Origin of the sequence: Chitinophaga skermanii (assembly GCF_003259335.1) — a bacterium.
Taxonomy (GTDB): Bacteria; Bacteroidota; Bacteroidia; order Chitinophagales; family Chitinophagaceae; genus Chitinophaga; species Chitinophaga skermanii.
Genome location: NZ_QLLL01000001.1, coordinates 551,888 through 577,995, shown reverse-complemented (window position 1 = coordinate 577,995; position 26,108 = coordinate 551,888). Strand labels below are relative to the sequence as shown.

Genomic DNA, 26,108 nt, shown 5'->3' with positions numbered 1-26,108 from the left:
TTTACAACAAAGTCACGTTCACCTGCATCGCTTTTCACGTACAAACGTATCGTTACACCGAAACGGTCGACCCGCGGCGCTCATTCCTTCAACTTTGTCGAAAATTTTATCAACATGATTGCTGGTTTTAAGAAAATTTCTATCACCGCCTGTGTAGCAACGGCCTCCATAATGTCGGCCCAAGCACAAACAGTGAAGGGTGTTGTTACGGGTAAAGAAGGACATCTTCCCGGCGCTACTATTATGGTGGCCAACACAAAAATCGGCACCACAACAGATCTTAATGGTGCATTTACGTTGAATACAAATACAGTTGGGAAAGTTAACCTCATCATATCTTACATCGGCCACGAAACAAAAACCTTGGAAGTAGATGTAAAAAAAGGCATTATCGACGCAGGTACTGTACAGATTAATCCTGCCGGTCAATTAGGCGAGGTATTGATCCAAGGTACCATGGCGCCTTCCACCATTAAAGCCCTTAACATTAAACGCAATTCGCTCGCTATTATGGATGTAATTGCAGCCGATGCCATTGGTAAACTACCGGATAGAAACGCAGCTGAAGCAGTACAACGTGTGCAAGGTGTGGCCGTAGCTCGCTACCATGGCGAAGCAGATGCCGCCACTGTACGGGGTACGCCTTTCGCATGGACCTCCATTTTGTTTAATGGCAGCCGTTTACCAAGTGCCAACGTAATGGGTTCTCGTAACTCGGTATTGGATGCCGTTCCCTCAGAAATGATCCAATACGTGCAAGTAGCAAAGGCTTTAACGCCCGATTTAGAAGGTGATGCTATTGGTGGGTCTATTAACTTCATAACGCGTACGTCGCCAGCTAAACGCCAATTAAACGTAAGCGCAGCAGGTGGATATAATACCTTCTCGAAAGATGGTACCTATAATGGCTCTATCGTATATGGCGACCGCTTCTTTCATAACAAGCTAGGTGTAATGTTGGCTGCGGCAGTTTGGAACCGCCAATGGGGCACCGACGCTTTTGAAGTGGCTTACAATACAGGTTTAACAAATCCTACCCAACAAAAATCGATCAGCACTACCATGCTGAAACGCTACATGGGTACCCGCCAAACATATGGCGCCAATATCGGTTTCGATTATACTTTCAATACCAACCATAAATTATTCGTGCGTGGATTGATGGATAAGTTCAATGATATTCGACCTGTATATGAATCGTACGTAGATTATAACAACAGCCAGTACCAATACAATTACCGTTATTCCTATTATCAAACCGTGTTAAATGGTGCTGAATTAGGTGGTGAACACCAATTATCACCCAAAGTAAAATTAGACTGGACCATTAGCGATTACTATACGAAGTACTTCTTAGAAACCCCGCCTACCAATGGTAATAAAGGATTACCAATTGCTACCTTCAAACAAAAGATCACAGGCGGATTCAATAACTTTTCTTCTGATGGGAAGCGCTATTGGGGATTTGATTCTCCCGACGGTATTGGCGGCAACCCGCTCGGCTTCGATGCAGGTTTAAAGAATGCAAACGAAGTAATGGACCCTACGAAGTTGACGTTACAACAACTCGTTATTGCTCAACTCGACACGAAAGAGGAGGACAAAACCGCCCAAGTAAACTTGAAATACCAAGTAAATACAAAAGTAAACTTGAAGTTCGGTGGTAAATTCCGTCATAAAGATCGTAGCGGCATGTATGGCTCGAATATGGTATACATGGCATCCGCATCTTTAGGAGTACCTAATTCACCTGCCCTATTACCATTAAGCAGTTTAAATCGAACAGATTTCCCAATGGCGGGCGGTTACTTCACCGGCATGCAAGGTAATCATGATGCATTTGCCATCGACCCTATTACCAAGAACCAATTATTCCAATTATTCGATACCGCCACTTTACGTCAAAACGGTTTCATGAACGTAACACCTAAAACAAATCCTACCAACATTTACAATGGTACCGAAGATGTTGCAGCTGCTTACGCCATGGCCGAAATTGATGCAACAGATCGCTTGAAAATTGTTGCAGGTGTTTGAAATGAATACACCTCCTTCAAATTGCACGGTTCAAAAGCTGCTACCGCGGGCACACCGGCTGTTACCACCATTTCTCCCGTAACAGTGAATAACAACTACAACGTGTTGTTACCGATGGTGCACTTGAAATACAAATTGAACGACAATGCCAATTTACGTGCCGCTTACACCAAGTCATTCGTTCGCCCGAACTTCTCTGATTTAACACCGGGTGAATCTATCGACAATACCAAGAACCCCATCACTGTTACAAAAGGTAACATCGATTTGAAGCCTACCATCGCGCACAACTTCGATGTAATGGGTGAATACTATTTCTCGAATATCGGTTTATTATCGGGTGGCGTGTTCTACAAGAACATCAAGAACGTGATTTTCAGTAACCGCGTAAACTATGTTTCGGAAGGACAAAACTTCGTACTTACACAAGCACAAAACTTAAGCGATTCTTGGTTGCTGGGTTTCGAAGCAGGTATTAACAAACGGTTCGATTTCTTGCCAGGTGTATTGAGTGGTATAGGCGTTGAATTGAACTACACTTTTATTAACTCTGAAGTGAAGCCAACAGGCACATATACCACCTCTTTACCGAACCAATCTAAACACCTTTTCAACAGCATTCTATTCTACGAACGCAATGGTGTTATGATTCGCTTAGCCGGTAACTACCGTGGCGCCAGCGTAGAAAGCATCAATACGCAACTAGGTCCCAATTTCTACACCTATACCGATAAAAACTTTACCGTAGATGCTGCTGCAACCGTAAACGTAACGAAAAAAATTCGCGTGTTTGCAGAGTTGAACAACTTAACGAACGAACCTCTGAAAGTGTACATGGGCGATAAACGTCGCATCACGAGCAACGAATGGTACGGTAGCCGTGGACAAGTAGGCATTCGTTGGGACATTATTAAATAACATTCAAACCATTAACACATGAAAAAATTATTCTTTTCGCTTGCTTTATTCATACCGGGTTTTGCTTTTGCACAATTAGCCGATTCTACGCAACGCCTTGTGCACGTACAAGGAGCTGTTAACTTCCGAGATATTGGCGGTTACAAAACCACAACAGGCAAAACAGTGGCTTGGGGTAAAATATTCCGCTCGGCCGACGTTAGTAAATTAACCAATGCCGATTTAGATACCGTTGCCGGTAGAAATATCCATACCGTGTACGATTTCCGTGGCGTAGCAGAAGCGGCAGCAGCACCCGATCGTTTGCCACAAAACACGCAATACCAATTGTGCCCACAAGGCAGCGATAGTATTCCTAACGCAGCACAAATGGCGCAAATTCTTAAAGAAGGCAACTTCCTCGAAAAGTTCTATGGCAATGTGGCACCATTAGGAGAAAGGTACAAACCGCTTTTCCAAACCCTATTGGCTATGCCGAAAGATGAAGCTGTTATGTACCATTGCACTGGTGGCCGCGATAGAACCGGTATTGCTACAGCCCTTATTTTGTATGCATTGCAAGTACCACAAAGTACAATCGAAGCAGATTACACCGCCAGCAATGTTTACTTGGAAAAAATGAACACACGCATGTTCAAAGGTTTACAACAATTCACCAACATGAGTGAAGCCGAAGTGAAAGAAGCCATGGAATTGAAGCCTAAATACATCCAGCTTACATTCGCAGAATTGACAAAGAAATATGGTTCGCTTGAAAAGTTCTTCGAAAAAGAATTAGGCGTAGGACCAAAAGAATTGAAAACACTGCGTGCAAAATATACCCTGTAACCATACACATTGCGTTTCTTTTTAACAACATCCCGCCCGGCGAAAGCTAGGCGGGATGTTCATTTATTTGAAATATTGATTAAATTCAGGGCATGAATTTCATGCAACAAATAGTGTCGTTCGTGAGCTTGCTCGGCGCCTTTAACGGGTTGGTACTAAGTACGTACTTGCTCGTTAGTAAGCGTACACACTCATTAGCAGCTCGGCTGCTGGGGGTTTTGTTGTTAATGATCAGTATCCGTGTTGCCAAATCGGTGTTCTTGTACTTTAACCCGCAAATGCCGAAAGTATATGCACAAATTGGGTTATCGGCCTGCCTATTTATTGGACCTGCGCTGTATTACTTTTACCGGGCAGCCATGCAGCAAAAAACAAGCATTCCGAAAAGTTGGCAACTTACTTGGGCATGTTTAATTGTAAGCATGCTAGCCATCAATATCTTTCTTCCTTACGATACCAACCGGGCATTTTGGAATAACGGGGTTATACAGGTGATTTACCTCGTTTGGGCTGGGTTTATACTTGCCTCGGGTGTTGTTTTGTGGCCGGTGATGAAAACCTTCTTTACAAGGTCGCGCCCTTTACAAGCAACCGAGCAATTTTGGTTATTGCTTTTTCTTGCCAACTTAGCGGTGAAAGTAGTATATGATTTGTCGATGTATAACCTTGTAGCTATCCGGTACTATATCAGCGGCGCTATTATGTTTACCTTCTTGTTGTACCTCACCTTGTTTTTCTATTTCCAGCGGGCTAGCATCGGGAATATTTTGAGTGGGGGTGAAGCGAACCAAGCGAAAGGGAATGGGAAGAAGAAAATTGACGAGGTGGCGGCTTCGGGTTTGAAAGAAAAACTCTTCCATTTATTAGCTACCCAAGGCATTCATAAAGATCCTAATTTGAAAATAAGCGAGGTGGCTAAATTGATGAACATCTCTTCCCACCAACTCTCCCAATTCCTCAACGATAACTTGCAAAAAAGCTTCACCACGTTCATGAACGAATACAGGGTAGAAGAAGCATGCAAATTAATTGCGCAGGACGACCGCCTTACCTTCGAAGCCATTGGTTACGAGGTAGGCTTCAACTCCAAAAGCACCTTTTACGCCGCTTTTAAAAAGATGACAGGTGCCACACCAGCTGGTTTTAAAGAACAAGCAAATAAACTATAACACACTCATTTCCAACACAATCAATTCCAATCACCGTCCTATATTATAAATCAGGACGTGCATTTCTATAAGATCAGACCCCAAGAAAGCCGCTATCCCATACGTTTGCTGAAAACGATTTTATGCCGCGCATCTCTATGATTGCCTGCCTCGCGTTTTTGTTACCATGCAATATTTTTGCGCAGGTTACCCTGCAAGGAAAAGTAGCCGATGAACGAACGAAAAGCGAAGTAGGATATGTTACAATTAGCCTATTGAAAAAAGAAGATTCCAGCCTCGTAAAAGGACAAGTAAGCGACTCGGCCGGTGCTTTTAGTTTAACGAACGTTGCGCCCGGTAGGTACTATGTACTGGCAACCGTATTGGGGTACGAACGAAAATATACCGAATTCCATATCCTCTCCTCCGCCCAATCTAATCTCGGTACCATTTTCCTCGTTCCTAATACCCAGCAACTCGGTACTGTTTCCGTTAGCGGCAGTCGCCCTACCCAGTCCCTACAAGCCGACAAACTAACTATAAGCGTGGCCAACAATGCTTTATACAATACTTCGATGAATGCCTTCGATGTGTTAACGAAAATTCCGGGTATCACCAGGGGCACCGACGGGGCCTTGCAAATTTCGGGGCGTAATACGCCCACGATTTTCATTGATGGCAAACCGTTGGTGTTAACGCCCGGGGAAATTGAACAATACCTTAGCGGTTTACCTCCCAATAGTATACAGTCGATCGAGGTAATAGCACAACCGAGTGCCCGGTATGATGGTGAATACAAGGGCATTATTGATATTAAACTAAAGCGCGATGCTACCTTGGGTTTACAAGGTACAGCCAACATTTACCTGCAACAAAATGCAGCCAGCTTTGCTGAAGGGTACACAAGCCTTACGTATAAAACCCCGAAGTTCGTATATACCGGTAGAATTGGGTATACCCTCGGCACCACCTTGTACCGCTATAACGCTTACCAACAATTGGCCAATACGAATTGGATGAGTACAACCAACAACGTATCCTACCACAACAACAACCTCAACTTTTTAGTAGGAACAGAATACACGATCAACAAAAACCACCAAGTAGAATTCTCTTGGCGGCGCAACAATACCGACCGTGAAACAGGTGCCCGCAGTATGCTAAGTACAACCAATGCGGCAAAAACCACTTTGCTAGATGTATCGCATAGCTTTAACCTAGCATTACCACAAAACACGAACAATACATTTAACCTAAACTATACCGGCCATATTGGCCAAACCAACATCCAGTTCCTAGGTAATCGCATGCAGGCCACATCAAAACAAACAGAAGATTTCCAGCATTACAACGACTTTACCAAAGCCCTGCTAACACAGTGGAAAACCAAGCTGCAAAATGATATAAGTATCACTAGTGCACAAGTAGATGTTAATCGCCCCTTGTTCCAAGGCACCTTAAGGTTCGGTGGACGCTATGCTGCCAATATCACTAAAAATGATCTTCGTTATGATACCTTAAATGTGGAAAAGAATTTCGTAGTGGATAGCGGTCGTACAAACCGCTTTAATTACAATGAATATGTGCATGCCGGGTACGTATCGTATGAAAGGAAATTGGGTAAATTACAATACAGCGTAGGTCTCCGGGTTGAAAACACGCAATCGGCAGCCAATGCCATCACAACAAAAAACATCACGGAGCGCAATTTTACCCGGTTATTGCCTAGCATTAGTTTGTCGTACCAATTGCAAGCACAGCAGCAAGTAAGCTTTTCTTATGCTGCCAGGATGACGCGACCGGTATTTGCACAACTAAACCCCTTTAGGTTTTATAACAGTCCGCTTAACTTCTTTGTAGGCAACCCCTACTTACAACCTTCAACTACCCATACTATCAACCTTTCGTACGCGGTAAAATCGTGGTTTGTAAGTATGAATATCGGCAAAGAATTTGATGTAATGGGTAGGTATCCATTGTATGATACTGTAACGAATGAATTGCAGTATTTAGGTAAGAATTTTCCATACACCGAGTTTATTACCATTGAAACAAGTGTACCTTTGAGAGTAACGAAATGGTGGAGAATGCAACACAATTTGCAGCTCAACTATAAAAAGGAGAAGTTCCCGTATTTGGATCAAGTGTATGCTATACCCAATTACGATTTCAGGCTCAATGGTACCCAGGTATTTACTTTACCTAAAAGCTTCACCTTCGAACTGCGATACTTGTATCAATCGCCTTATGGGAATAGTCTTTACCGCATGCAACAATACAGTAGCATTGATGTAGCCGTTTCCAAATCGTTCCTAGATAATAAGTTAATGGTAAAGTTGAATTACTACGATATATTCGACAATTACCAAGTAACGCTCACCTTCCGCGAGCAACAAATTATTAATAACCGTTTAACACATTACAATGCGAACCGCCGCGCAGGCATAAGTATTGTTTACAACTTCGGTAAATCAACACTAAAAGCTAAACAACGCGTGCGAACCGAAGAAGAAAATAGGATCGGATTTTAATAAAATATTGATATTCAACAGCCCTCATATTTTGCACTTTGTTAGTGTGGGGGCTGATTGAATAGACGTTTATAGGCAGAAAATCATATCATATTGTTAACCAACTATTTCTACATTAAAAACCCATACTTCCTCCGTACGTTCTCTGTACTTTCTCTGTAGCTTCTCTGTACTTTCTCTGTAGTTTCTCTGTAGTTAGCCCGGTAAACCACCGTGGGTCTACCTTTGCGAGGATTATGTTTTATCGTATTACACCCGTTGTTACCCTTACTATTACCTTGGTTGTAGTGCATAATGCCTTGGTAGTTAGTCGTATGAATGCTAGATCGACTCCCATTGCGCACAAAGTCTTTTGTAATTGCCTAGCTGATTTTTACAGTACTAATTCCATTGTTAAATAGCCTGTACATACCCAACAAAGGGTATAAATAAAAAAGTGCCTTAAAATTGCTTTTAAGACACTTTCCACTATTTTGAACTAGCAAATAAGGGTTATTAGAAAAGAACCCCCATGGTAGCCTTATAATCGCTTTTATTAATACCTGTTTGATTCGCTCCGTTTACTTGTACAAACCCAGTTACTTTAGGTGCTACAGGAAAATCGGCGCGCAAGCTGCCACCGAAGTAAGTACCGCCCGTAGTTAAATACTCGAAATTGCTATTTAACATTTGGTAGATAGATGGCTTATCGGGATCAAGGTTCCATACTTTGTTCTTGTCTTGGTTTTCAATTTGCTTGTACTCACCCTGCAGAGAGAACAAAATGTTACTGCATTGCTTACGTAAAGTAAGATCTACACCTGCTATAATATTCGTGTACGTTAATGTACGGTTGGGATCTACATAGCGCTGCGATTGATCGTCGTACGATACATCTGCCCCTACAAACCAATCCACCAAGCCGCCGGTTTTACCGTACACAGCGCGTACTTGTGCAATGGTGTACTCATGCAAATAGCGAAGATCTTCCGATACGGGTACTAGGCTTAATTGACTGCTTTTGTTATCAAATTTCGTTTCAATACCTTTTCTCTTCACCGATTCGAAAGCGGCCTTTACAATAAGCTGTGTATTATTTCGCTCTTGCATATATCCCAAATCAGCTTCCACCTTCGTTTCCTTCGTTCTTGCTACTTCATCAATTACACTGCCCAATTTCTTACCTACATTGTATTGTTGTACACCGGCTGTTACAAAAAAGCCATTCCGCGTAGTAGGTACAAAATTCAACTTTCCACCTACCATAAACCCATTATGCACAGCAGCATCGCGGGTACCTGCTAACAGTTTATTGTATACACCCAAACCGGCATCATGCCACAATAAAGGGCGACCTAAATCGCTCACAAATTGTATGGTATTCGATTGGTTGTATTTCACACCTGTAACATCAACACCCAATGCATAGTGCTGCCCAATTTTACGGGAACCAGCTAAGGTTAAGGTAATCTCTGAAGATATATTTTTAGGGCGTGGATCACGGTTCCTGTAAGCCTGCAATCCTTTAAAGCTTGCATTCACACCCCACTGGTATACACCAACTGATTGCGCAATACCACCACTAAAAAAATACGTTTCCGATTTCATATTACCACCCACAGAATCCACCATCACGTAAGGATAAATGATGCTGTAATCTGCCGATTCATTGAACTTCACTTGTTCAATTGTTTGCGTAGTGTAATAAGCTTTCCCCCACAAGGTGGTTCTTTCATTCGGCTTTAAATAGGTTTCTGAATGCACATGTAACCCCGCTGCACCACTGCCCAATTGTTGTAAATACAAATCTTGTTGGCTCTTGCGGTAAGAAGCAGCAATAAGTGAATATGTATTCACCCTTTGGTACGACTTTAAAGCAGGATTGCTATACACATCATCCCTAACATACGTTACGGGCGAAGCCTGTTCCTTCCATAGCTTAGTAGGAATAGAATCTTGGGCACTGGCTTTTACAGCAGTACCCAAGACTAAAATCGTTATAATGAATGACCAACGCATGGTTATTGCTTAATCAAGTATTTGGCTGTAACTTCAGGATCGAAGTCAAGCGTAGAGTTATTATTATCTTTCAACACAACACGACCATCGGGGTTTGTTAACAACTCCTTACGACGAACAGCTTTACCGTAACGTGTTTTATCTGAATCTACTTTACCACAGTAAGACCAACCCATATCCAAAGAAGGATCAGTTAAAATCCACTCGTAGTTTGTTTCTACTGATAAGTTTACAGCATCCATAATCCAAGCATTCGGGATTTTGTAAGCGTTTTGTTTCGTTGTATCACCGGCAGAATTCAAATATTTGTATTCGTAGTAATTAGCTGCTTTGTATGCGTCGATAGTCATATTCTGCGGGAAACGAGCAATTACGTACGTTTTGAAACCACGGTTGTGCATCGTCATATTACCATTGAGGTTAATTAAATCAGGCACATTTGGATTATCAACATTAATAGAGCCTACCAATGTTAATTCGAATTCAGCGCTTGTTAAATCGAATGAATTCGAGTTATATTCCAAGTGATTGATTGCGTTGTTAGCAATGGTGAAACCTTTACCAGGTAAGATAGGGTATTGTTTACCGGTACCAGGTATCATTACAATAGAACCAGCTGTGAAAGCTTCGCCCATGATGTTTGGAATATAGTTTCTTTTGGTAGTTGTTAAGAATTGTGCTTCAGAAATTACTAAACCATCGGCATATAAAGTATCTTCAGAGTTGTTGTAGATAACGAAATATTTATCACCATTGTATTGTTTACCTTCTTTAGTAACCGTACCTGTGAAGAAGATTTCTTGGAATACGAATTTAGATGCAACGTTGTATAAGAATAACGGGATGTTTAATTTTACTTCTCCACCTGAAATGATAATACCTTGTTTATAACCACGGATTTTAGAGGTTTGTCGATCGTTATCTGCACCAAAAGTTACCGTACCTTCTAAGTTTACGTTATAAGAACCTTCTGGTAAAGTAAGGTTAGATAATTCTGCTGCCGATCTTAAGTTGAACTTAGATTCAACACCACTGTTCACCTCTTTAAATTCAACCGCGATATCAGTAATTTGTGGATTCGTTAAACCAGCTGGGTTTGTTAAAGCAACCCCAACTTGCGAAGTTTTCACTTTTAATTCATCTTTCGAACATGCTGCCAATACGAGACCGATCGCAGCGAATATGAATAAGAATAGTTTAGTTTGACGCATATAACCTTGCTTATTTATTAAAAATTAAAATTCAATTCCATTCCAAAATACGGGGTAACATAACCGCTTCTCAACACTTTAATACCATTACGCACATAATCGGGGCGGTAAGTAAATAACCTATTCACAAACATGGATATGCTAGCTTTCTTTTTAAATTCTTTCGTGATTTTCATGTTCATCTGCAAATCAATCGGCACGGTTTTACGCTGAAAATCCGACTCTGTATATAGTATCGTTAAGAACTTCAAATCCGGGTCAGTCAAGTATTTCTCTGTATACGGCAACCACTGTTCATCAATACCGGCAAACATCACCGGCACACCATTCTTACGCTCGTTCTTCTGAGCGGTAAACCAAATATTTTGAATTGAGGTAGATACCGTTAAACCCAAGTTAGGTAAGTAACTATCAATGGTTAAGTTCGTATTGAAACTCTCTCTTACTTGCCCGTTATTACCTTCATACATACCAATGTACTGGTACGTATCTCCATTCGTAATCACCGAACTTGGGATTAAACCGTAGTAAGGCATAGAGTTACTGTAGATCGATATAAAGTAAGCACCATTCAACGTGAAACGTGTATTGATACCCGCAAAACGTTTAGAAGTATATTGGAACTCAACACCTTCCTTATTTAAAGTACTACCGTTCGTATCGAATGAATAAGTATAATATCTTTTTCTATCCACATAAGGATGCTCACTTAACACCGGTGCTTGGCCATTTAACTTCGTTGTATCGATTAAATATTGTTTGTACCCCAAGGCCAAATACTGCGACGATTCACGGAAACCGGTATTCATTTTCTCTTTGAAATAGGAGATCGATAAACGGTGGTGATCAATTTCGAAATCGACATTGATCTCGAATTTCTTATTGGTAGCTGGACGAAGATCGTAGTTGGTATTGTTTACTATATAGGTAACTGCATTGGCTTTACGCATACCGGGGTTATTGTGGTAGAAGTTTGCCTGTACTAAGTCGAAGTACTTGAAGTTCGGGTACAACTGGTCTAATGTAGGCATCTTCGTAGCATACCCGTACCCTGCACCCACTTCCATCTTCAATATTTTATTCCCTACATCCATCTTCGGCAACGCTAACTTAGCGTTGATACGAGGATCTATATAGATTTTATTGGCGATGGTGTATTTCGAGTCCATACCCAGTAAAGCCATACCACGTACACCAATGGCAGTGGTTAATTTGCTTTTACCGATATAGGTACTTATTTTATCTTCGATGAAGAAGGATTGGTTAAACATACCAGGGATGGTATCAAATGCCCTTGGGCGCGCACTAATGGTAGTGCTGGTAGGAAAATCTAAATCGTATACCTGGCCTTTACCAAAGTTTTTACTGTAACGAGATTCCATACCCACCTTTACTTCATGGCGAACCGCCAATGCATCAAAACCCAAAGTAGTATTGATCCTGAAGGCCGCATTAAATGGCTGGCCATCTACTAACAGGTGACTAGCATAACTAGGTGTTACATATTTCGCATCATGCTCGCCCGGCTCCATCGAATTAATGAGAATTTCGGCAGATTTCGCTTGAATCCATTTGGTAGCATCAATCTTATCTTTCGTATAAGAGGCATTGAATCCAAGGTCTAATCCCTGCCAAAAAGCTTTATGATTGATTGCCTTGGTAGAGAATTGTGTATTGACTTGGAATGAATTACTATTGGATGTATACTTATCAACTGGGGCATACCCATTATCGGGATCTACGCGTTGGTTGTCGATGGTAGTATTGTAATCAAGACTATTCCGCCAGGTATTACTACGGCCATTGGCCACCCATTTTCTATCTAAACGAACACTAGTGTTAATACGGTTATAAGTGTTGAAATCGTTACGTGGATCGCTTTTCGCTTTCATGTAACCGATATCCGTATTTAAAGTCCAGCCTTTTGTTCCGATATTAAAACCTTTACCGAGGTAGAATAATTTACTGAAGCCATCTGCTTTCATACGGGCAGAAAAAGGAGAGGCACCCGATTTGCGTTCGATATTCACAACACCGCTCGTCACTTCACCATACTCAACAGAAGGAATACCGCGAATAATAGTTACTTTCTCAATTTGATCGGTAGAAATGCTGCGCATATCTACACCTTTATTCACGGAGAAGCGGGATGCGTTGGGATCAGTCACGAAATAGTTTTCGGAGTTTTGAAGATTAGCGCTTGTATTAATGGTAGCACCATCTACTACGAAAGCTGTACCTAAAGAAGAAATATCGTAACTCCTGCTATCGTACCCCGTTTCGCGCAAACGTATTTGGTTCATGGAAGTTAATACCGGGTCTTTTGCACGACCGCCAGGTAATAATTCCAATAAATCGGTAAAGCTCGAAGGTTGTAAGTGTTGCATCGCCCGGCGATCGATCACAGACGTGCTTGTCATACCTTTTGATTCCGATGCTGTTATAAATACTTCTTGTAAAGTTCGTTGATTGCTTTGTACGGGCATTTCTACCAATACATCTTTGTGGAGATGGATCGTACGAGGTGCTGTTTTGAAGAACATACTCGTAATACTGAGTTTATAAGTACCCACTGGAATGGCGCCAAATGAGAAAACGCCTTCCGCATTTGAAAAGGCACGGTACTGTACGCTATCCTTTTTTGCAAACACCAACACCGAATCTGGGCGACTTGTATTATCCATGCTGATAATACGGCCCGACAATACGGCCTTGCTCGCCTGCTGTTGTGCATGCGTGAAAGTTGGCAAAACGATTGATAGAATACATGTAAATATTGCCCAGTTGTAAAGTTTTCTCGTATTACTGTTATCCACTTGCTAGTTCTCTATAGTTGATCGGCCGCAAAGTTATTGAAGAATCGCCCGGTTGCACCTTGTATAGCCTTTCCTCCCTGTAAATTTTCCCGATTCGATCATTGAGTTTTCGGTTTCGATTACCAGTGAATCAGCCATAGCAAAGCAAAGGAAACATATAAGGCATTAAATGTCCTCATACCCCTGGCTGTTCCCTGGCTCATTTTTTTACCAATTTCAAAAGCCGCAAAATTTTTTATTGCTGATTATCATTTGCTTGTATGTTTCTTGCCCTATTAGTCTACCATTTCTATAGGATATATCTGATTTAAATTTTACTTTCGTCTTAGAAACTAAAATCAACCTATAATGAAAACGTCCTTACTATTCATGCGGCCTTACTGTTGCTGCCCCGAATTACAATCAAAACACATTATCAACCAAACACTAACGTCACCATCACGACAGTGGCCATCTAATTAATTTTCACAACCTATTTGCATCATGAAAAAAATATTACCGCTCTTTGTCATTCTCTTAGTTACCAGTCATTTCCTCAACGCCCAAACACTTGTGAAGGGTATTGTTAAAAATGCTGAAGGCGAGCCGCTCATCGGCGCCACAATTGTTGTTAAAGGCACGGCTTCTTACGCTGTAGCCAATACTTCCGGTCAATTCACGATCGAATCTAAAAAAGAACCTCCTTTCCTTTTGTTGATTAGCTTTATTGGGTATAAATCTACCGAAGTGCAAGTAAATGGTGCTTCGGAAGAACTAGTGGTTACTTTACCGAAAGATGATTTATTATCCGAGGTGGTAATTACTGCCCGTCGTCGTAAAGAAACACTACAGGCAGTACCCATCCCTATTTCAGTAATAAGTGGTTCCCAAGCTGAAGAAGCGGGCGCGTTCAACGTGAACCGTTTGAAGGAGTTGATTCCGTCTGTGCAGTTGTACTCTTCGAACCCACGTAATACAGGTTTGAGTATTAGGGGTTTAGGTACAACATTTGGATTAACGAATGATGGGATTGATCCCGGTGTAGGTTTCTATGTAGATGGTGTATATTACGCCCGTACTGCCGCCACTACAATCGACTTCATCGATGTAGAACAAATTGAAGTACTTCGTGGCCCACAGGGAACGCTCTTCGGTAAAAACACTACAGCTGGTACTTTCAATCTCACCACTAAAAAACCTAGTTTCACACCTAGTGCCAACTTCGAACTGAGCTACGGTAATTATGGTTATACACAAGCTAAAAGTACTCTTACAGGACCTATCAGCAAAAAGTTAGCGGCACGCTTATCGTTCACCGGTACACACCGCGATGGTACTATTTACAATCAAAGAACTACGAAATATACCAATACAATTAACAACCTAGGCGGTCGTTTCTCCTTACTTTACTTGCCTTCCGATAAAGTAGAAATCACCTTCGCAGCTGACGCTTCGCGTCAACGTCCAGATGGTTATGCGCAAGTATTTGCCGGCGTAGCGCCTACCAAAAGGGCTGCTTATCAGCAGTTCCCAGCGATTGCAGCAGATTTAAACTACAAAGTGCCAAGTACCAATCCATTCGATCGTATTATCGATCATGATACACCATGGCGCTCTGGCCAAGATTTCGGCGGTGCTTCTGTGAATGTGGATATTAAAGTGGGCAGTGGTACACTTACCTCTACTACTGCATGGCGGTATTGGAATTGGGACCCTTCGAACGATCGTGACTTCACAGGCTTACAAGGTTTAGCTCTTTCGCAAGCTCCTTCTAAACATAAACAATGGTCGCAAGAAGTACGCTGGGCAGGTTCTTTCACTGAGAAACTGAGTGCTGTATTCGGGGTATTTGCCTTCGGCCAGAAGTTAGATCCTGATGATGCGCATACTGAACAAGCCGGTAAAGACCAATGGCGTTTCTCTCAAAACTCCACCAGCGAACTGTGGAAAACGCCAGGCCTGGTAGAAGGCTACGGTATTCGTTCATATCCACGCCTCAAAACATTCAGTGGTGCAGTATTTGGTCAACTCGACTGGAAAATCACGAAACAATTGAGCTTATTACCTGGCATCCGCTTCAACTACGACGATAAAGAGGTAGACTTCAAGCGTGAAACGTACGGCGGCTTACAAACCACCGACCCAGCCTTGTTAGCCTTGAAAAACGTTGTTTACTCGAACCAAGCCTTCAAAGCCGATATCGACGATACTAACTGGTCGGGCCAATTAACGTTGGCGTATAAACCAAACGATCGCCTAAATGCTTTTGCTACTTATTCTACAGGGTATAAGCCTGTTGGGTTGAACTTAGGCGGCTTACCAAATGCATCGGGTAAACCGATGACAGAATTAGCGGTGATTAAGCCAGAAGAAGTGCGACACTACGAAGTGGGATTAAAAACATCGCCTACTAAAAACTCTTTACTCAACCTTACCGTCTATAATACCGACATTAAAGACTATCAAACACAAGTACAAGCAGCCGATTTATCCGTTAACCGCGGTTACTTAGCGAATGCAGAAAAAGTACGTGTTCGTGGCGTTGAGTTAGATGGTAATATTAAGATCAAGAAATTCTTGTTGTTCTACGGTGCCGTAGCCTATACCGATGGCAAATACGTGAGCTTCAAGAATGCGCCACCACCATTAGAAGAAACCGGTGGTCCAACATTTAAAGATGTATCGGGTGGTCGTTTGCCTGGTGTTTCTAAATGGGCCGTATCATTAGGCGGTGAAGTGAATACAAAAGCTAAAAGATTCTTAGGGCATTTCGGTGAATACTTCTTAGCTGTTGATGGATATTACCGTAGCGAGTTTTCATCAAGCCCGTCACCATCCACATACTTAGTAGTAGATGGTTATACCTTGGTGAATGCACGTGCAGGATTTAGATCAGCAACAGGATTATCACTTTTTGTATGGGCGCGTAATATTTTCGACACTAACTATTTTGAACAGTTATTACCAGGTGCAGGCAACTACGGGCATTATGCCGGTGTGTTAGGAGATCCACGCACGTTCGGGATAACAGTACGGTACGGATTGTAATTGTACGTTCGTACGAACAAAAAACGGTCTCTATAAATATAGAGGCCGTTTTTTGTTATCGCATATTGACGTGCTATTCCCTCGTTGAAATATTTTATATTAGACCTATTATGATATTAATAGGCGATTTACATGGAGGTTATCCACAAATACTGCATAAGATAAAGCAACTGGATTTGCGACAAACATCGTTTATACAAGTGGGCGATTGGGGCGTAGGATTCCAATCGAAAGAGGATGATATAAAAGCATTGCAACAGGTAGATCGTTTCTTAAGAGAGGGTGAAAATACAATGTACATCTTGCGGGGCAACCATGATTGTAAATGGTTTTGGGATCATCGTTCAGATGTATCACTACAAAACATCGTGCTCGTACAAGATTACGAAGTATTACAAATAGAAGAACAATACGTTTTATTCATTGGTGGCGGTATATCCATTGATCGCGCTAAAAGAAAAACAGGGAAAGATTATTGGGAAGACGAAGTATTCGTATACGATGCAACCAAGCTACAAGCAGCCATTACAACAAATATTGATATAGTCGTTTCACATATCGCACCAAACGAAACATGGCCATTTACATTCGATGAATTGGTGAAGCATTATGCTGAGCAAGATTCTACATTGCTGTACGATTTAAAGGAAGAACGCGCTAGCATGAGTAAAATATTCTCCACTGTAAAACAGGCAAATTGTACATCTTGGTATTATGGACATTACCATCAATCTTATGTAGGTGAGCATGATGGGGTTTGGTTTCGTTGTTTGGGCATGGGAGAATTATTTGCACCTTAACAACATTGACATATCAATTTCTCTTTATCTTTGTACCCATTTAATAACCTAACTATGTCGTATTTTATGGTGGACATCGAGGCAGATGGCCCGATTCCCGGCAATTATTCTATGATCTCATTTGGCGCCGTATTGGTGGATAAAGATCTCAACAAAACCTTTTATGGTCGCTTGAAACCCATTTCAGATCAATTTGATCCCAAAGCATTAGCCGTTTCCGGTTTTAGCCGCGAAGAAACAATGCAATTCGACGATCCTGCGAAAGTAATGCTGGATTTCAAATATTGGCTGAACAAATACAGTTTCACATCTTCCCCTATGTTTATCAGCGATAACAATGGATTCGATTGGATGTTTATCAATTGGTACTTTCATCATTTTCTAGGTAATAACCCGTTTGGGTTTAGCTCTACCAACTTAGGCAGTCTTTACAAGGGCATGGTGAAAGATACGAAGCAAAACTTCAAACATCTCCGTCGTACACGGCATTCGCATCACCCTGTAGATGATGCGAAAGGGAATGCGGAAGCTTTATTGTTCATGATTGATGAAATGGGGTTGAAGATAACTTTGTAATGACACTTTTGGCAAAATGAAAAAAGGATTGGAAATGAATCCAATCCTTTTTTCATGCGCTGCATTAACAACAATGGTTTGCTATAATTTACTTTAACATGGTCGATAAAAAACCATCCTTTCTTTATGAACCTATTGGTAGCAACCGTTTGAGTTTAAGCAATCCATTACGTGGTGAATAGCTACGGAGTACATAGTATCCCAGGCGGTACCATTTGGTGCCGATACCCATACGGAAATCATTTGTCCGCATGCATCCCACATATCGAATCTCTTCTGAATGCGGAAGAAGCTTGCTGCTGGTTGTTTTTCTTCCACCCTAATTTCAGGTTGCGTTGTTTTTACTTCTACTTTAACTGCTGGCGGTGTAGAAGATTTGGGATTAGCTGCATTTGCAGAAAAGCCAATTGCTAGGCAAGCGAATGCTAAAATGAATTGTTTCATGGTTTTCAATTTTTTAATGTTTTCGTGGTAAATGAATGATTTTATTGATAACAACCGTTTGAGTTAAGGCAACCCATTACGTAATCGTATGCACAATCGTACATCACCGTGTTAGACGTGCCATGGGGAGCCGATACATATACGTAGATAATTTGACCGCAAGCATCTTCAATCAAATACGTTCTTTGAATACGGAAGAAATCCTTTCCTTCAGATTTCTTTGTACCTACCGAAATGTTTTTGGGATGAGCAGTAGGCGTATTGGAATCAGCTGCATATGCTGAGAAACCTACAGCGAGGCAAGCAATTGCGATGATAATTCTTTTCATGGTTTTCAATTTAAAATTGGTGTAATTCAGAAATATGTATTGGTTAAAAGGATGGTTATGCTATGGAACGTTTTTCTCTTACTGTAAAATTCGGGATTGCATAATGGTGTATAGATAGCGGATAAATGTCCGTATACGGCGACTTGAAATTCGTGCCGTTTTGGGGAATATTTGATGAATGATAACACATGCTATTACCAACACTTTAAATAAGCGTTACAACATGTAAGAAATCCTAACGAAGCCTGCAAAACAATCACCCTCTTCCTAACTAGGTAATTATTGGTAACAACCGTTTGAGTTCAAGCAACCTACTACGTGATCTAAGGCAGCATCGTACATTGTAATAAAAGATGTACCGTTTGGCGCCGATACCCAAACGTTTACGTGGTTACCACACAAATCGTTGATGGTAAACATTCTTTGAATGCGGTAAAAGTCTTTCTTTTCGAATTTGTTTGCACCAACTTTGATGTTGGCTGTAGTAGTTTTCACCTCTACTTTTTTCTCTGCTGGTGTAGAAGTTTTAGAATCGGCTGCATTCGCCGTGAAACCAATAGCCAAGCAAGCGATGGCGAAGATTAGTTTTTTCATGGTTTTTCAGTTTTTAATGTGAATAATAAAACGGAAGAGGGTGATAACGTTTTTGTTTTAGGGTGTTGTGTTAAAATTTCTGTATGTAAAAATCGTAGTTGCGTGGTAGGACTGCGTGCTTGGATTGAAGTGTGCACGAAGTGGGTTGAAATTCGTGCGGGTTTGGGGGATATTTGCGGGAAGGGTGTATTAAATGAAAAATGTGGTAGTGATGCAAATGCATACAACTACCACATTTAATTTGTCAAAACTATTGTTAACATTAAGATTACTTATGGCTACAAAATACGTTCAATAATAATTGTCATTTTAAGTTACCACATGCTTACTTCGCCAAACTTTCCCTTAGAACAAAACCTTGCTTTACACTTTTATCACTGGCAGTATACTTTACTTCGTACCAGTCGCCATTAGGGATAGAAATTACTTGTACTTTTGTTTTGTAAGGAATTTTATCAATAACCTTATAGGTTGAACCGGGGCCTGATCTTACTTGGGCGAATTGTGTGTTTACATAGTAAAGTAAGCTTTTCGGGTTAACGTCTGGTTTAATGATGAGTGTACTAGGAGGAGTGGATTTTGAAACTTCATTCTTTTTATTTTCCACTTTATTTTCATATCCGCTACTACAAGCACCACAGCTACCGCCACTATTACAATGTTTGCAATACCTACAATTTTTGCAGGCAGTACAATTACTCGAGCCGGTACATTTCCCACAACATTCGTTATAAACATTTGCAATGGAGTGTGTTCCTAATATAATTGGGAGAATGAATAACAAAAGGGTTTTAGGATGCATAAAAATTAGGAATAAGGGTTCATGAATAGCATTTATACAAGAAATATAAAACATCTATATGATAAAAATAGCTTTAACTAGTTTATACAATTTATGGGAACCCGTATGTAAGGGATAAACTGGCAACTAATGAATGGATGTAAATATGTATAAGGGGCGAAATACGAGGAAAATTCGTTGGAGATTATAAAATGGGAGATATAGGCAAGCTAACACCTCCCATTCGACTATTATTATTTAATCGTAGCACCTTCTTTTATCTCATCTGATGCATGGAGGAGGATAGCGTCTCCTTTCTGTAAATCACCGAAAACTTCTATTGAGTCATTTGATTTCAGGCCTTCCCGAATATCTACGAAATGAGCTTTCCCTTCCATTACTTTGATTATATATTGACGTTCAGTTGAACGAATTAAAGCATTTTCTGGAACTAATAATGAACGAGCAGCAGATAGCAACGGGATTTTTACTTCTGCATACATACCAGGTTTCAATTGCAAATCTTTATTATGAATGTCTATTTCAACAGCTTCTGAACGCATACTAGTTAAAGCATTTGCGCTTCTACTAATATGTGCAGTACGTTCACTACCCGGCAATGCATTGAATACAAAGCTCACAGGGCTTTCAAGGTTTACTTTGTCGACATATGCTTCCGGGATAAACACTTCTAACCTTAACTTTTCAAGATACTGTAATACTAACATAGGCACATCATTTCCTTTACTACCCGGCCCTACCAAAGCTCCTGCACTTATGTTTCTTTGAACAATCATCCCATTAAACGGGGAAGTAATAGTTAAGTAGCCTCTCATATTATTCATGGCATCCACGTTAGATTTCTCAACCAATACGATAGCATCATCGCTCCTCATTCTTGATAATGCATTGTCTAACTCCAATGGTGCTACAGCCCCTTGCTCTTTGGCAGCTTCTTTTAAACGGCGATATTTCTCTTTACTTGCCGAAGCATTCTCTTGCGCCTGTACAAATTTCGAGCTAATTGCTTGTAATTGGGATTCCATTTCAGGTGCTTCTATTGTAACCAATACCTGCCCTTTTCTTACAGAAGAACCTCTATCAACGAGCACTTCTTTCACAAAGCCATTTACCTTTCCATAGATATTTACTTCTTCGAAAGGTCGAAGCAGCCCAGGTAGTTTAATATAACCTGCTAACGGCTTTTCAGCAACTGATCCTATTTCATATTTTGTATTATTTGCATGCTGGCCGTCTGTTAGGTCTATGGGCTTTTGTTTTGCATTACATGCACACAATGCAATTAAAAGCGTGATTATGATTGTATTTTTCATGAGTACTTGTTTAAAGTTGTAGATGAAGTTTGGATGTTTTCTTGGATGAAGGCATTAACGAAAGTGAAGTATGACGGGCTGAATGTTGTAACCGGGCAAATACATGTGGTAGGATAAATAAAGCTGCTATCGTTGAAGCAAACAATCCTCCAATAACAGCACAACCCAATGGGGCCGATTGCTCACCTGCTTCTCCCATCCCAGATGCCATAGGTATCATACCGGCTATCATAGCAAAACTCGTCATTAAAATAGGTCGCAAACGGATACTAGCCGCTGTGATGGCTGCTTTATATGCATCTTTATACTCCATGCGCAGATATTCAGCATTTGTAACGATTAAGATCGCATTTGCAACCGACACCCCGGTCGACATAATCATGCCCATGTAAGATTGTAAGTTCAATGTTGCCCCTGTGATCAATAACAATCCTAAGGAACCGGCAATTACAGCTGGAATAGTACATAACACTGATAGTGCGAGTTTAAGAGATTGAAAATTAGCTGCTAGTAGTAGAAATATCACCACGATAGCAAATAACAACCCATATTGCAAACTCGTCAATGTCTCAGATAATAAACTACTCATGCCTTTTACCTCTGTTTTCATGCCACGAGGCACAGGCCCCAACGAGTTTAATGCTTCATTAACAGCATCTGTGGCACGTCCCAAATCCTTTTTATAAATATTGGCACTTACCGTTAAAAAACGACGAGGGCCACTACGATCATATTCGCCCGGTACACGTGTAATTTTAAAATCTGCAATATCACCCAAAGTTGGGCTATTCTTACCCTTCACCAATGGAATCTCTTTTAGTTCATCCATCGTATTCATCACATATTCGGGGATTTGTACTTGAACTTGGTAAGTATAGGCCTTCTCTTCATCAAGCCACTGGTTCTTTTCCGTAAAACGACTCGATGTAGTACTAGCGGTTACAGACCTAGCAATATCCTGTACATTCAAACCGAATTGAGCTGCCTTTAAACGGTCAATACTAATTGATACTACTGGAAACTCTAAGGGTTGAGCAATTTGTACATCTCGTAAAAAGTCGACTTGCTTAAGTTTACTTACAAGTTTAGTGGCATATCCACGAACCTCGTCCATGTCTTTCCCTAATACACGCACTTCAATAGGAGTTGCTGCACCTTGACTCATGATTTTCTCCGTCATATCAATTGGTTCAAAACTGATACGCAAGCCAGGTAAATTATGCGCGATATTCTTTCTTAAGACATCTTTTAATTCATCCATATTTACCTTATAATCTTCGTCAAGATTTACTTGTAATACGGCTTCATGTGTACCGGTGTTAAAAACATACAGGTTACTTGTGCCATAACTGCTGGGAATTAATCCAACATAGGCTGAACTGATAGCCACATGATGGTCAACAGTGGTATCAATAATTTGTAAAACTTTCCTTACTTTTTCTTCTGTACGTTCCAACCTTGTACCATCAGGTTCTTTAATACGCATTTGAAATTGACCATTATTTATTTTCGGCATCATATCTTTTCCTATATAAACAAATGCCCATCCTGTAAAACCAATTACTATTAAGAGATACAAAGCAATTAACCATTTACTACGCAGCATATTTCTATGGAGCGACCGCATGTACTTTAGTTTCATACGCTCAAAAAAATCGTTCTTATCAGCTTCCTTTTGCTCTTCTTTCAAATGATTATCCACCTGTTCAAGCTCTACTTCATCTAACACTTGTCCTGCATGAGCATGTAATTTTCCATGTTCATAATGTTGGTATTTTTCTTCTTTAATTAACCAATTAGAAAGAATAGGCACAAGCGTTAAAGCAGCAACATAGGAAACAATCATGGTCAGCCCAATCGCTAGTGATAATGGTAAGAACATTGCTTTAGGAACACCCGTCATTAAAAAAGATGGAGCAAATACAGCTAAAATGCACAGTAATATTAACAACAAGGGGAAGGCAACTTCTTTACATGCATCAAAGATGGCTTGTCTTTTATTTTTTCCCATTTCCAAATGCTGGTGAATATTCTCGATGGTAACTGTAGCCTGGTCTACTAAAATACCAATAGCAAGGGCTAATCCACTTAATGTCATTATATTCAACGTTTGCCCAAACAGCTTCATTAACAATAACCCAATCAATATAGATACTGGAATGGTGATAACTACAATAAGGCTACTTCGTAAATCTCTAAGAAACAAGAGTACCATTAGCCCGGTTAACAAAGCACCTAATGCACCTTCTGTTATTAGACTTTTAACAGCATTGCTTACAAATACAGATTGGTCAAACTCGTAAGAAATTTTTACATCGGCAGGTAATAAACTTTGCATATCCGGCAATTTGGATTTCAAATCTTGTACAACTTGCCAAGTTGAAGCATCTGCAGTTTTAACTACAGGTATATACACAGATCGTTTCCCGTTGATTAATGCATAATCGACAGTAATATCTGCGGCATCCGCCACACGGGCTACATCCTTAATTCTTACAGGTGCCCCGCTATTCGTAGTAATAGGAATATCTCCAAACTCATCCACCTCTTTCACTAATGTATTGATGGTTGTTAAGTACATTGTATTGTTGAGTCGTAAATTTCCTGAAGGAGACATCACATTAAACTTCGCCAAAGCGGTTACTACTTCATCTGGTGTAAGGTTATAACTCCTAAGTTTAGCTGGATCTACGTTTACAGTTATCGCGCGCGAGTTAGCACCGAATGGAGGTGGTGCCGATAAGCCCGCAACGGTTGAAAAAGCTGGCCGTATGCGTGTGGCAGCTAAATCGTAAATTTCCTTTAAACTGCGCGTTTCCCCAGAAATTACTAATTGTCCAACCGGTAAAGAGGATGCATCAAATCTTACTACTTGTGGAGGTAAGGCCCCTGGTGGAAAAAATTTCATAGCTCTATTCACCTGCAATGCCACCTGTGCAGATGCTTCAGCCATATCTGTATTTTCATAAAAATTCAGTTTCAACATCGTTAGCCCTTGGATATTCTTGGTAGTAATGCTTTTAATTCCATTCACATACAAGAATTGGTCTTGCAACCTAGTTGAAAAGAACCCTTCCATTTGTTGTGCCGACATACCACCGTACGATTCTATTACATAAATAGTAGGCATATTTAATTTGGGAAAAATATCCACCGGGATTCGCATGGCAGCCATGATTGAAAAAAGCAATAGGCTGAAAGTGATGACCATCACTGTAATCGGTCGTTTTAAAGAAGATACTATAATTGACATAAGGCGATCACTTTAACAAATTAATCAAGGCTTGTAATTGGTTAGTTGCAAAAGCTTTTTGGAACATAGCTTTGCAGTAAGCATACCGGGCATTTGTGTAGCTAGTTTCGGCCCGGTATAACATTGTTTGGGCAGCATTTAGCTCCACGATATTTGTTAAACCATTTTTATAGAGCGAAAATTTTTGCCGGTAAGCAGCATTGGCAGCATCTAATTGGTGAGGCATTTCCATTAATCGCTCTCGCGCTGTTTCTAGCTCTACATCCGCCTGGTCATTAAGCATTGTTAAGGCGACTTGTTGTTCTTCGATTTTTTTCTTTGCGTAATATGTTTGTTGCTGTTGAATACTTACTTCTAACTGGCGCCTTTTTAGGTCGAATATGTTAAACGTAAGCCCCAACCCAACTAAATAGTTACTACGTTCAAACCCGAAACCTTTTGACAGCGAACGGAATTCATCTTTTGCACTTACACTGGAACCTCGTCCCCAATATGCTGCTTGTAACATCAGTTTAGGATTGTAGTTCTTCCGTACTTGTTCCTCCCGGTATTGGCTGTTAGTTTCTAATGACTTGTAAACTTGAAGAAGCGGATGATTTTCTATTATTGTATCATTGTCATTTATCATCGGCAGAATAAACTTGCTGTACATTTTGCCTGGTAATGTAGTATCTGGCATTATATCAGCTGGCTGCATCCCCGTAATAGAAGATAATTGCAATTGCAACTTTTTAGCTTGATTATCTAATTCCATTAAATCGAGTCGCGAGCGGGATAGTTCCGCTTCAGCTATACTTGTATCAACACCGGCCTTCACCCCACTCACAGCTAGGGATTGTATGGAGCGACGGATTTCCACATTTCTTGCGATGTTCTGTAATTGAATGGTTCTTTGTTCCAGTAATCGTATTAGTTGTAGGTAACCGTTTAATGCGAGTACTTGTAATTCAAATTTCGCTTGCTCATAGCGGGCTTTTTCTAATGCTGTTTCGGATTTCGCTACATTTCTTTGTGCATTGTATTTTCCAAAATTGTAGATTTCCCAATCAAATGCAGCAATCCCGAGATCAGTTAAAATTGTACTGGTATTCTCCTCTTCTCTTACGCGTGAATTACCGGGAACAATTCCATTTGCGAAATACCCGCCAGGTAAATTGTTGTTTGTGCCTATATCAGCTTGGTAATTAAGTTTAAGAGAAGGAAGCCAATTAAACCGGGATGCTTCTTCTTGTGCTTCTTTTATTCGAATGGCCGATTCGTCGACCATTAATGAGGGAGCATGCTCATTTACCTTCATAAGTAATGCTGATAAATCTAATGGAGGTTTAACTTGCTGCTGCGCAAGTAACGGTAATGGTATCAATGCACCAATCAAACAAAGTCTGATTAGTTTTACAACTATCATATCTATAAACAGTTTTATTCGATTTATTACAATGCCTTATAGGCAAACACATGCTGATATATCTCCTCTCCATAAGAG

Annotated in this window: 18 protein-coding genes; 8 read left to right on the top strand and 10 right to left on the bottom strand. The window is 40.6% G+C overall.

Annotated elements, in window-relative coordinates:
• The first annotated feature begins 114 nt into the window (after positions 1 to 114).
• From LX64_RS02390 to LX64_RS02375, 5 genes are all read left to right on the top strand, one after another.
• Positions 115 to 2,037: a TonB-dependent receptor gene (locus tag LX64_RS02390; protein ID WP_211324712.1), complete on the top strand. Its 1,923-nt coding sequence runs from the start codon at positions 115 to 117 to the stop codon at positions 2,035 to 2,037.
• Between the two features lie 21 nt (positions 2,038 to 2,058).
• Complete coding sequence (locus LX64_RS26135; protein ID WP_211324711.1) at positions 2,059 to 2,955, top strand: TonB-dependent receptor domain-containing protein; 897 nt, start codon at positions 2,059 to 2,061, stop codon at positions 2,953 to 2,955.
• Between the two features lie 18 nt (positions 2,956 to 2,973).
• Entirely contained in the window at positions 2,974 to 3,783 is an 810-nt protein-coding gene (locus LX64_RS02385) for a tyrosine-protein phosphatase (protein ID WP_111595997.1), read from the top strand.
• Between the two features lie 92 nt (positions 3,784 to 3,875).
• Entirely contained in the window at positions 3,876 to 4,952 is a 1,077-nt protein-coding gene (locus tag LX64_RS02380) for a helix-turn-helix domain-containing protein (protein ID WP_111595996.1), read from the top strand.
• Between the two features lie 122 nt (positions 4,953 to 5,074).
• Complete coding sequence (locus LX64_RS02375; protein ID WP_111595995.1) at positions 5,075 to 7,462, top strand: outer membrane beta-barrel protein; 2,388 nt, start codon at positions 5,075 to 5,077, stop codon at positions 7,460 to 7,462.
• Positions 7,463 to 7,957: 495 nt separating this feature from the next.
• Here LX64_RS02375 and LX64_RS02370 read toward each other — a convergent pair whose 3' ends face one another.
• From LX64_RS02370 to LX64_RS02360, 3 genes are read right to left on the bottom strand one after another with little or no spacing between them, the layout of a single operon-like run.
• On the bottom strand, positions 7,958 to 9,460 hold the full coding sequence (locus LX64_RS02370; protein WP_111595994.1) for a DUF6850 family outer membrane beta-barrel protein: 1,503 nt from the start codon (positions 9,458 to 9,460) through the stop codon (positions 7,958 to 7,960).
• Between the two features lie 2 nt (positions 9,461 to 9,462).
• Complete coding sequence (locus LX64_RS02365; RefSeq protein WP_111595993.1) at positions 9,463 to 10,671, bottom strand: DUF4876 domain-containing protein; 1,209 nt, start codon at positions 10,669 to 10,671, stop codon at positions 9,463 to 9,465.
• Positions 10,672 to 10,688: 17 nt separating this feature from the next.
• A complete protein-coding gene (locus LX64_RS02360; protein WP_111595992.1) occupies positions 10,689 to 13,421 on the bottom strand; it encodes a TonB-dependent receptor in 2,733 nt (910 codons plus the stop codon).
• Between the two features lie 549 nt (positions 13,422 to 13,970).
• On the opposite strand from LX64_RS02360, the gene LX64_RS02355 reads away from it, so the two are divergent.
• The 3 genes from LX64_RS02355 to LX64_RS02345 all read left to right on the top strand — a co-directional run bounded on the left by LX64_RS02355 (position 13,971) and on the right by LX64_RS02345 (position 17,890).
• The gene (locus tag LX64_RS02355) at positions 13,971 to 16,514 is read left to right on the top strand and encodes a TonB-dependent receptor (RefSeq protein WP_111595991.1); all 2,544 of its coding nucleotides are present in this window, start codon (positions 13,971 to 13,973) and stop codon (positions 16,512 to 16,514) included.
• Positions 16,515 to 16,624: 110 nt separating this feature from the next.
• Entirely contained in the window at positions 16,625 to 17,314 is a 690-nt protein-coding gene (locus tag LX64_RS02350) for a metallophosphoesterase (protein WP_111595990.1), read from the top strand.
• 54 nt (positions 17,315 to 17,368) lie between these two features.
• Positions 17,369 to 17,890 (top strand): 3'-5' exoribonuclease domain-containing protein, encoded by a 522-nt coding sequence (locus LX64_RS02345; protein WP_111595989.1) that lies wholly within the window; start codon positions 17,369 to 17,371, stop codon positions 17,888 to 17,890.
• Between the two features lie 132 nt (positions 17,891 to 18,022).
• Here the strand turns inward: LX64_RS02345 and LX64_RS02340 are convergent, their stop codons facing one another.
• The 7 genes from LX64_RS02340 to LX64_RS02305 all read right to left on the bottom strand — a co-directional run bounded on the left by LX64_RS02340 (position 18,023) and on the right by LX64_RS02305 (position 26,030).
• The gene (locus LX64_RS02340; protein ID WP_148707163.1) at positions 18,023 to 18,334 is read right to left on the bottom strand and encodes a hypothetical protein; all 312 of its coding nucleotides are present in this window, start codon (positions 18,332 to 18,334) and stop codon (positions 18,023 to 18,025) included.
• Positions 18,335 to 18,375: 41 nt separating this feature from the next.
• Positions 18,376 to 18,663, bottom strand: coding sequence for a hypothetical protein (locus LX64_RS02335; protein WP_111595987.1), 288 nt, complete (start codon positions 18,661 to 18,663; stop codon positions 18,376 to 18,378).
• A 279-nt stretch (positions 18,664 to 18,942) separates the two neighbouring features.
• Positions 18,943 to 19,257 carry a hypothetical protein gene (locus tag LX64_RS02330; RefSeq protein WP_111595986.1) on the bottom strand — a complete coding sequence of 105 codons (315 nt, stop codon included), beginning with the start codon at positions 19,255 to 19,257 and terminating at the stop codon, positions 18,943 to 18,945.
• A gap of 325 nt (positions 19,258 to 19,582) precedes the next feature.
• A complete protein-coding gene (locus LX64_RS25920; protein ID WP_158538503.1) occupies positions 19,583 to 19,864 on the bottom strand; it encodes an SH3 domain-containing protein in 282 nt (93 codons plus the stop codon).
• A gap of 428 nt (positions 19,865 to 20,292) precedes the next feature.
• The gene (locus LX64_RS02315; RefSeq protein WP_111595983.1) at positions 20,293 to 21,372 is read right to left on the bottom strand and encodes an efflux RND transporter periplasmic adaptor subunit; all 1,080 of its coding nucleotides are present in this window, start codon (positions 21,370 to 21,372) and stop codon (positions 20,293 to 20,295) included.
• A gap of 10 nt (positions 21,373 to 21,382) precedes the next feature.
• Positions 21,383 to 24,625: an efflux RND transporter permease subunit gene (locus LX64_RS02310; protein WP_111595982.1), complete on the bottom strand. Its 3,243-nt coding sequence runs from the start codon at positions 24,623 to 24,625 to the stop codon at positions 21,383 to 21,385.
• A 7-nt stretch (positions 24,626 to 24,632) separates the two neighbouring features.
• Positions 24,633 to 26,030, bottom strand: a complete 1,398-nt coding sequence (locus tag LX64_RS02305; protein ID WP_111595981.1) for a TolC family protein — start codon at positions 26,028 to 26,030, stop codon at positions 24,633 to 24,635.
• Positions 26,031 to 26,108: the final 78 nt, after the last annotated feature.

Excerpts from the sequence above, each read along its gene's own strand:
- LX64_RS02385 (WP_111595997.1), top strand. The coding sequence starts at position 2,974 with ATGAAAAAATTATTCTTTTCGCTTGCTTTATTCATACCGGGTTTTGCT.
- LX64_RS02370 (WP_111595994.1), bottom strand. The coding sequence starts at position 9,460 with ATGCGTTGGTCATTCATTATAACGATTTTAGTCTTGGGTACTGCTGTA.
- LX64_RS02315 (WP_111595983.1), bottom strand. The coding sequence starts at position 21,372 with ATGAAAAATACAATCATAATCACGCTTTTAATTGCATTGTGTGCATGT.
- LX64_RS02340 (WP_148707163.1), bottom strand. The coding sequence starts at position 18,334 with ATGAAACAATTCATTTTAGCATTCGCTTGCCTAGCAATTGGCTTTTCT.
- LX64_RS02350 (WP_111595990.1), top strand. The coding sequence starts at position 16,625 with ATGATATTAATAGGCGATTTACATGGAGGTTATCCACAAATACTGCAT.
- LX64_RS02345 (WP_111595989.1), top strand. The coding sequence starts at position 17,369 with ATGTCGTATTTTATGGTGGACATCGAGGCAGATGGCCCGATTCCCGGC.
- LX64_RS02380 (WP_111595996.1), top strand. The coding sequence starts at position 3,876 with ATGAATTTCATGCAACAAATAGTGTCGTTCGTGAGCTTGCTCGGCGCC.
- LX64_RS02310 (WP_111595982.1), bottom strand. The coding sequence starts at position 24,625 with ATGTCAATTATAGTATCTTCTTTAAAACGACCGATTACAGTGATGGTC.
- LX64_RS02355 (WP_111595991.1), top strand. The coding sequence starts at position 13,971 with ATGAAAAAAATATTACCGCTCTTTGTCATTCTCTTAGTTACCAGTCAT.
- LX64_RS02305 (WP_111595981.1), bottom strand. The coding sequence starts at position 26,030 with ATGATAGTTGTAAAACTAATCAGACTTTGTTTGATTGGTGCATTGATA.
- LX64_RS02330 (WP_111595986.1), bottom strand. The coding sequence starts at position 19,257 with ATGAAAAAACTAATCTTCGCCATCGCTTGCTTGGCTATTGGTTTCACG.
- LX64_RS02365 (WP_111595993.1), bottom strand. The coding sequence starts at position 10,671 with ATGCGTCAAACTAAACTATTCTTATTCATATTCGCTGCGATCGGTCTC.
- LX64_RS02375 (WP_111595995.1), top strand. The coding sequence starts at position 5,075 with ATGCCGCGCATCTCTATGATTGCCTGCCTCGCGTTTTTGTTACCATGC.
- LX64_RS02390 (WP_211324712.1), top strand. The coding sequence starts at position 115 with ATGATTGCTGGTTTTAAGAAAATTTCTATCACCGCCTGTGTAGCAACG.
- LX64_RS02335 (WP_111595987.1), bottom strand. The coding sequence starts at position 18,663 with ATGAAAAGAATTATCATCGCAATTGCTTGCCTCGCTGTAGGTTTCTCA.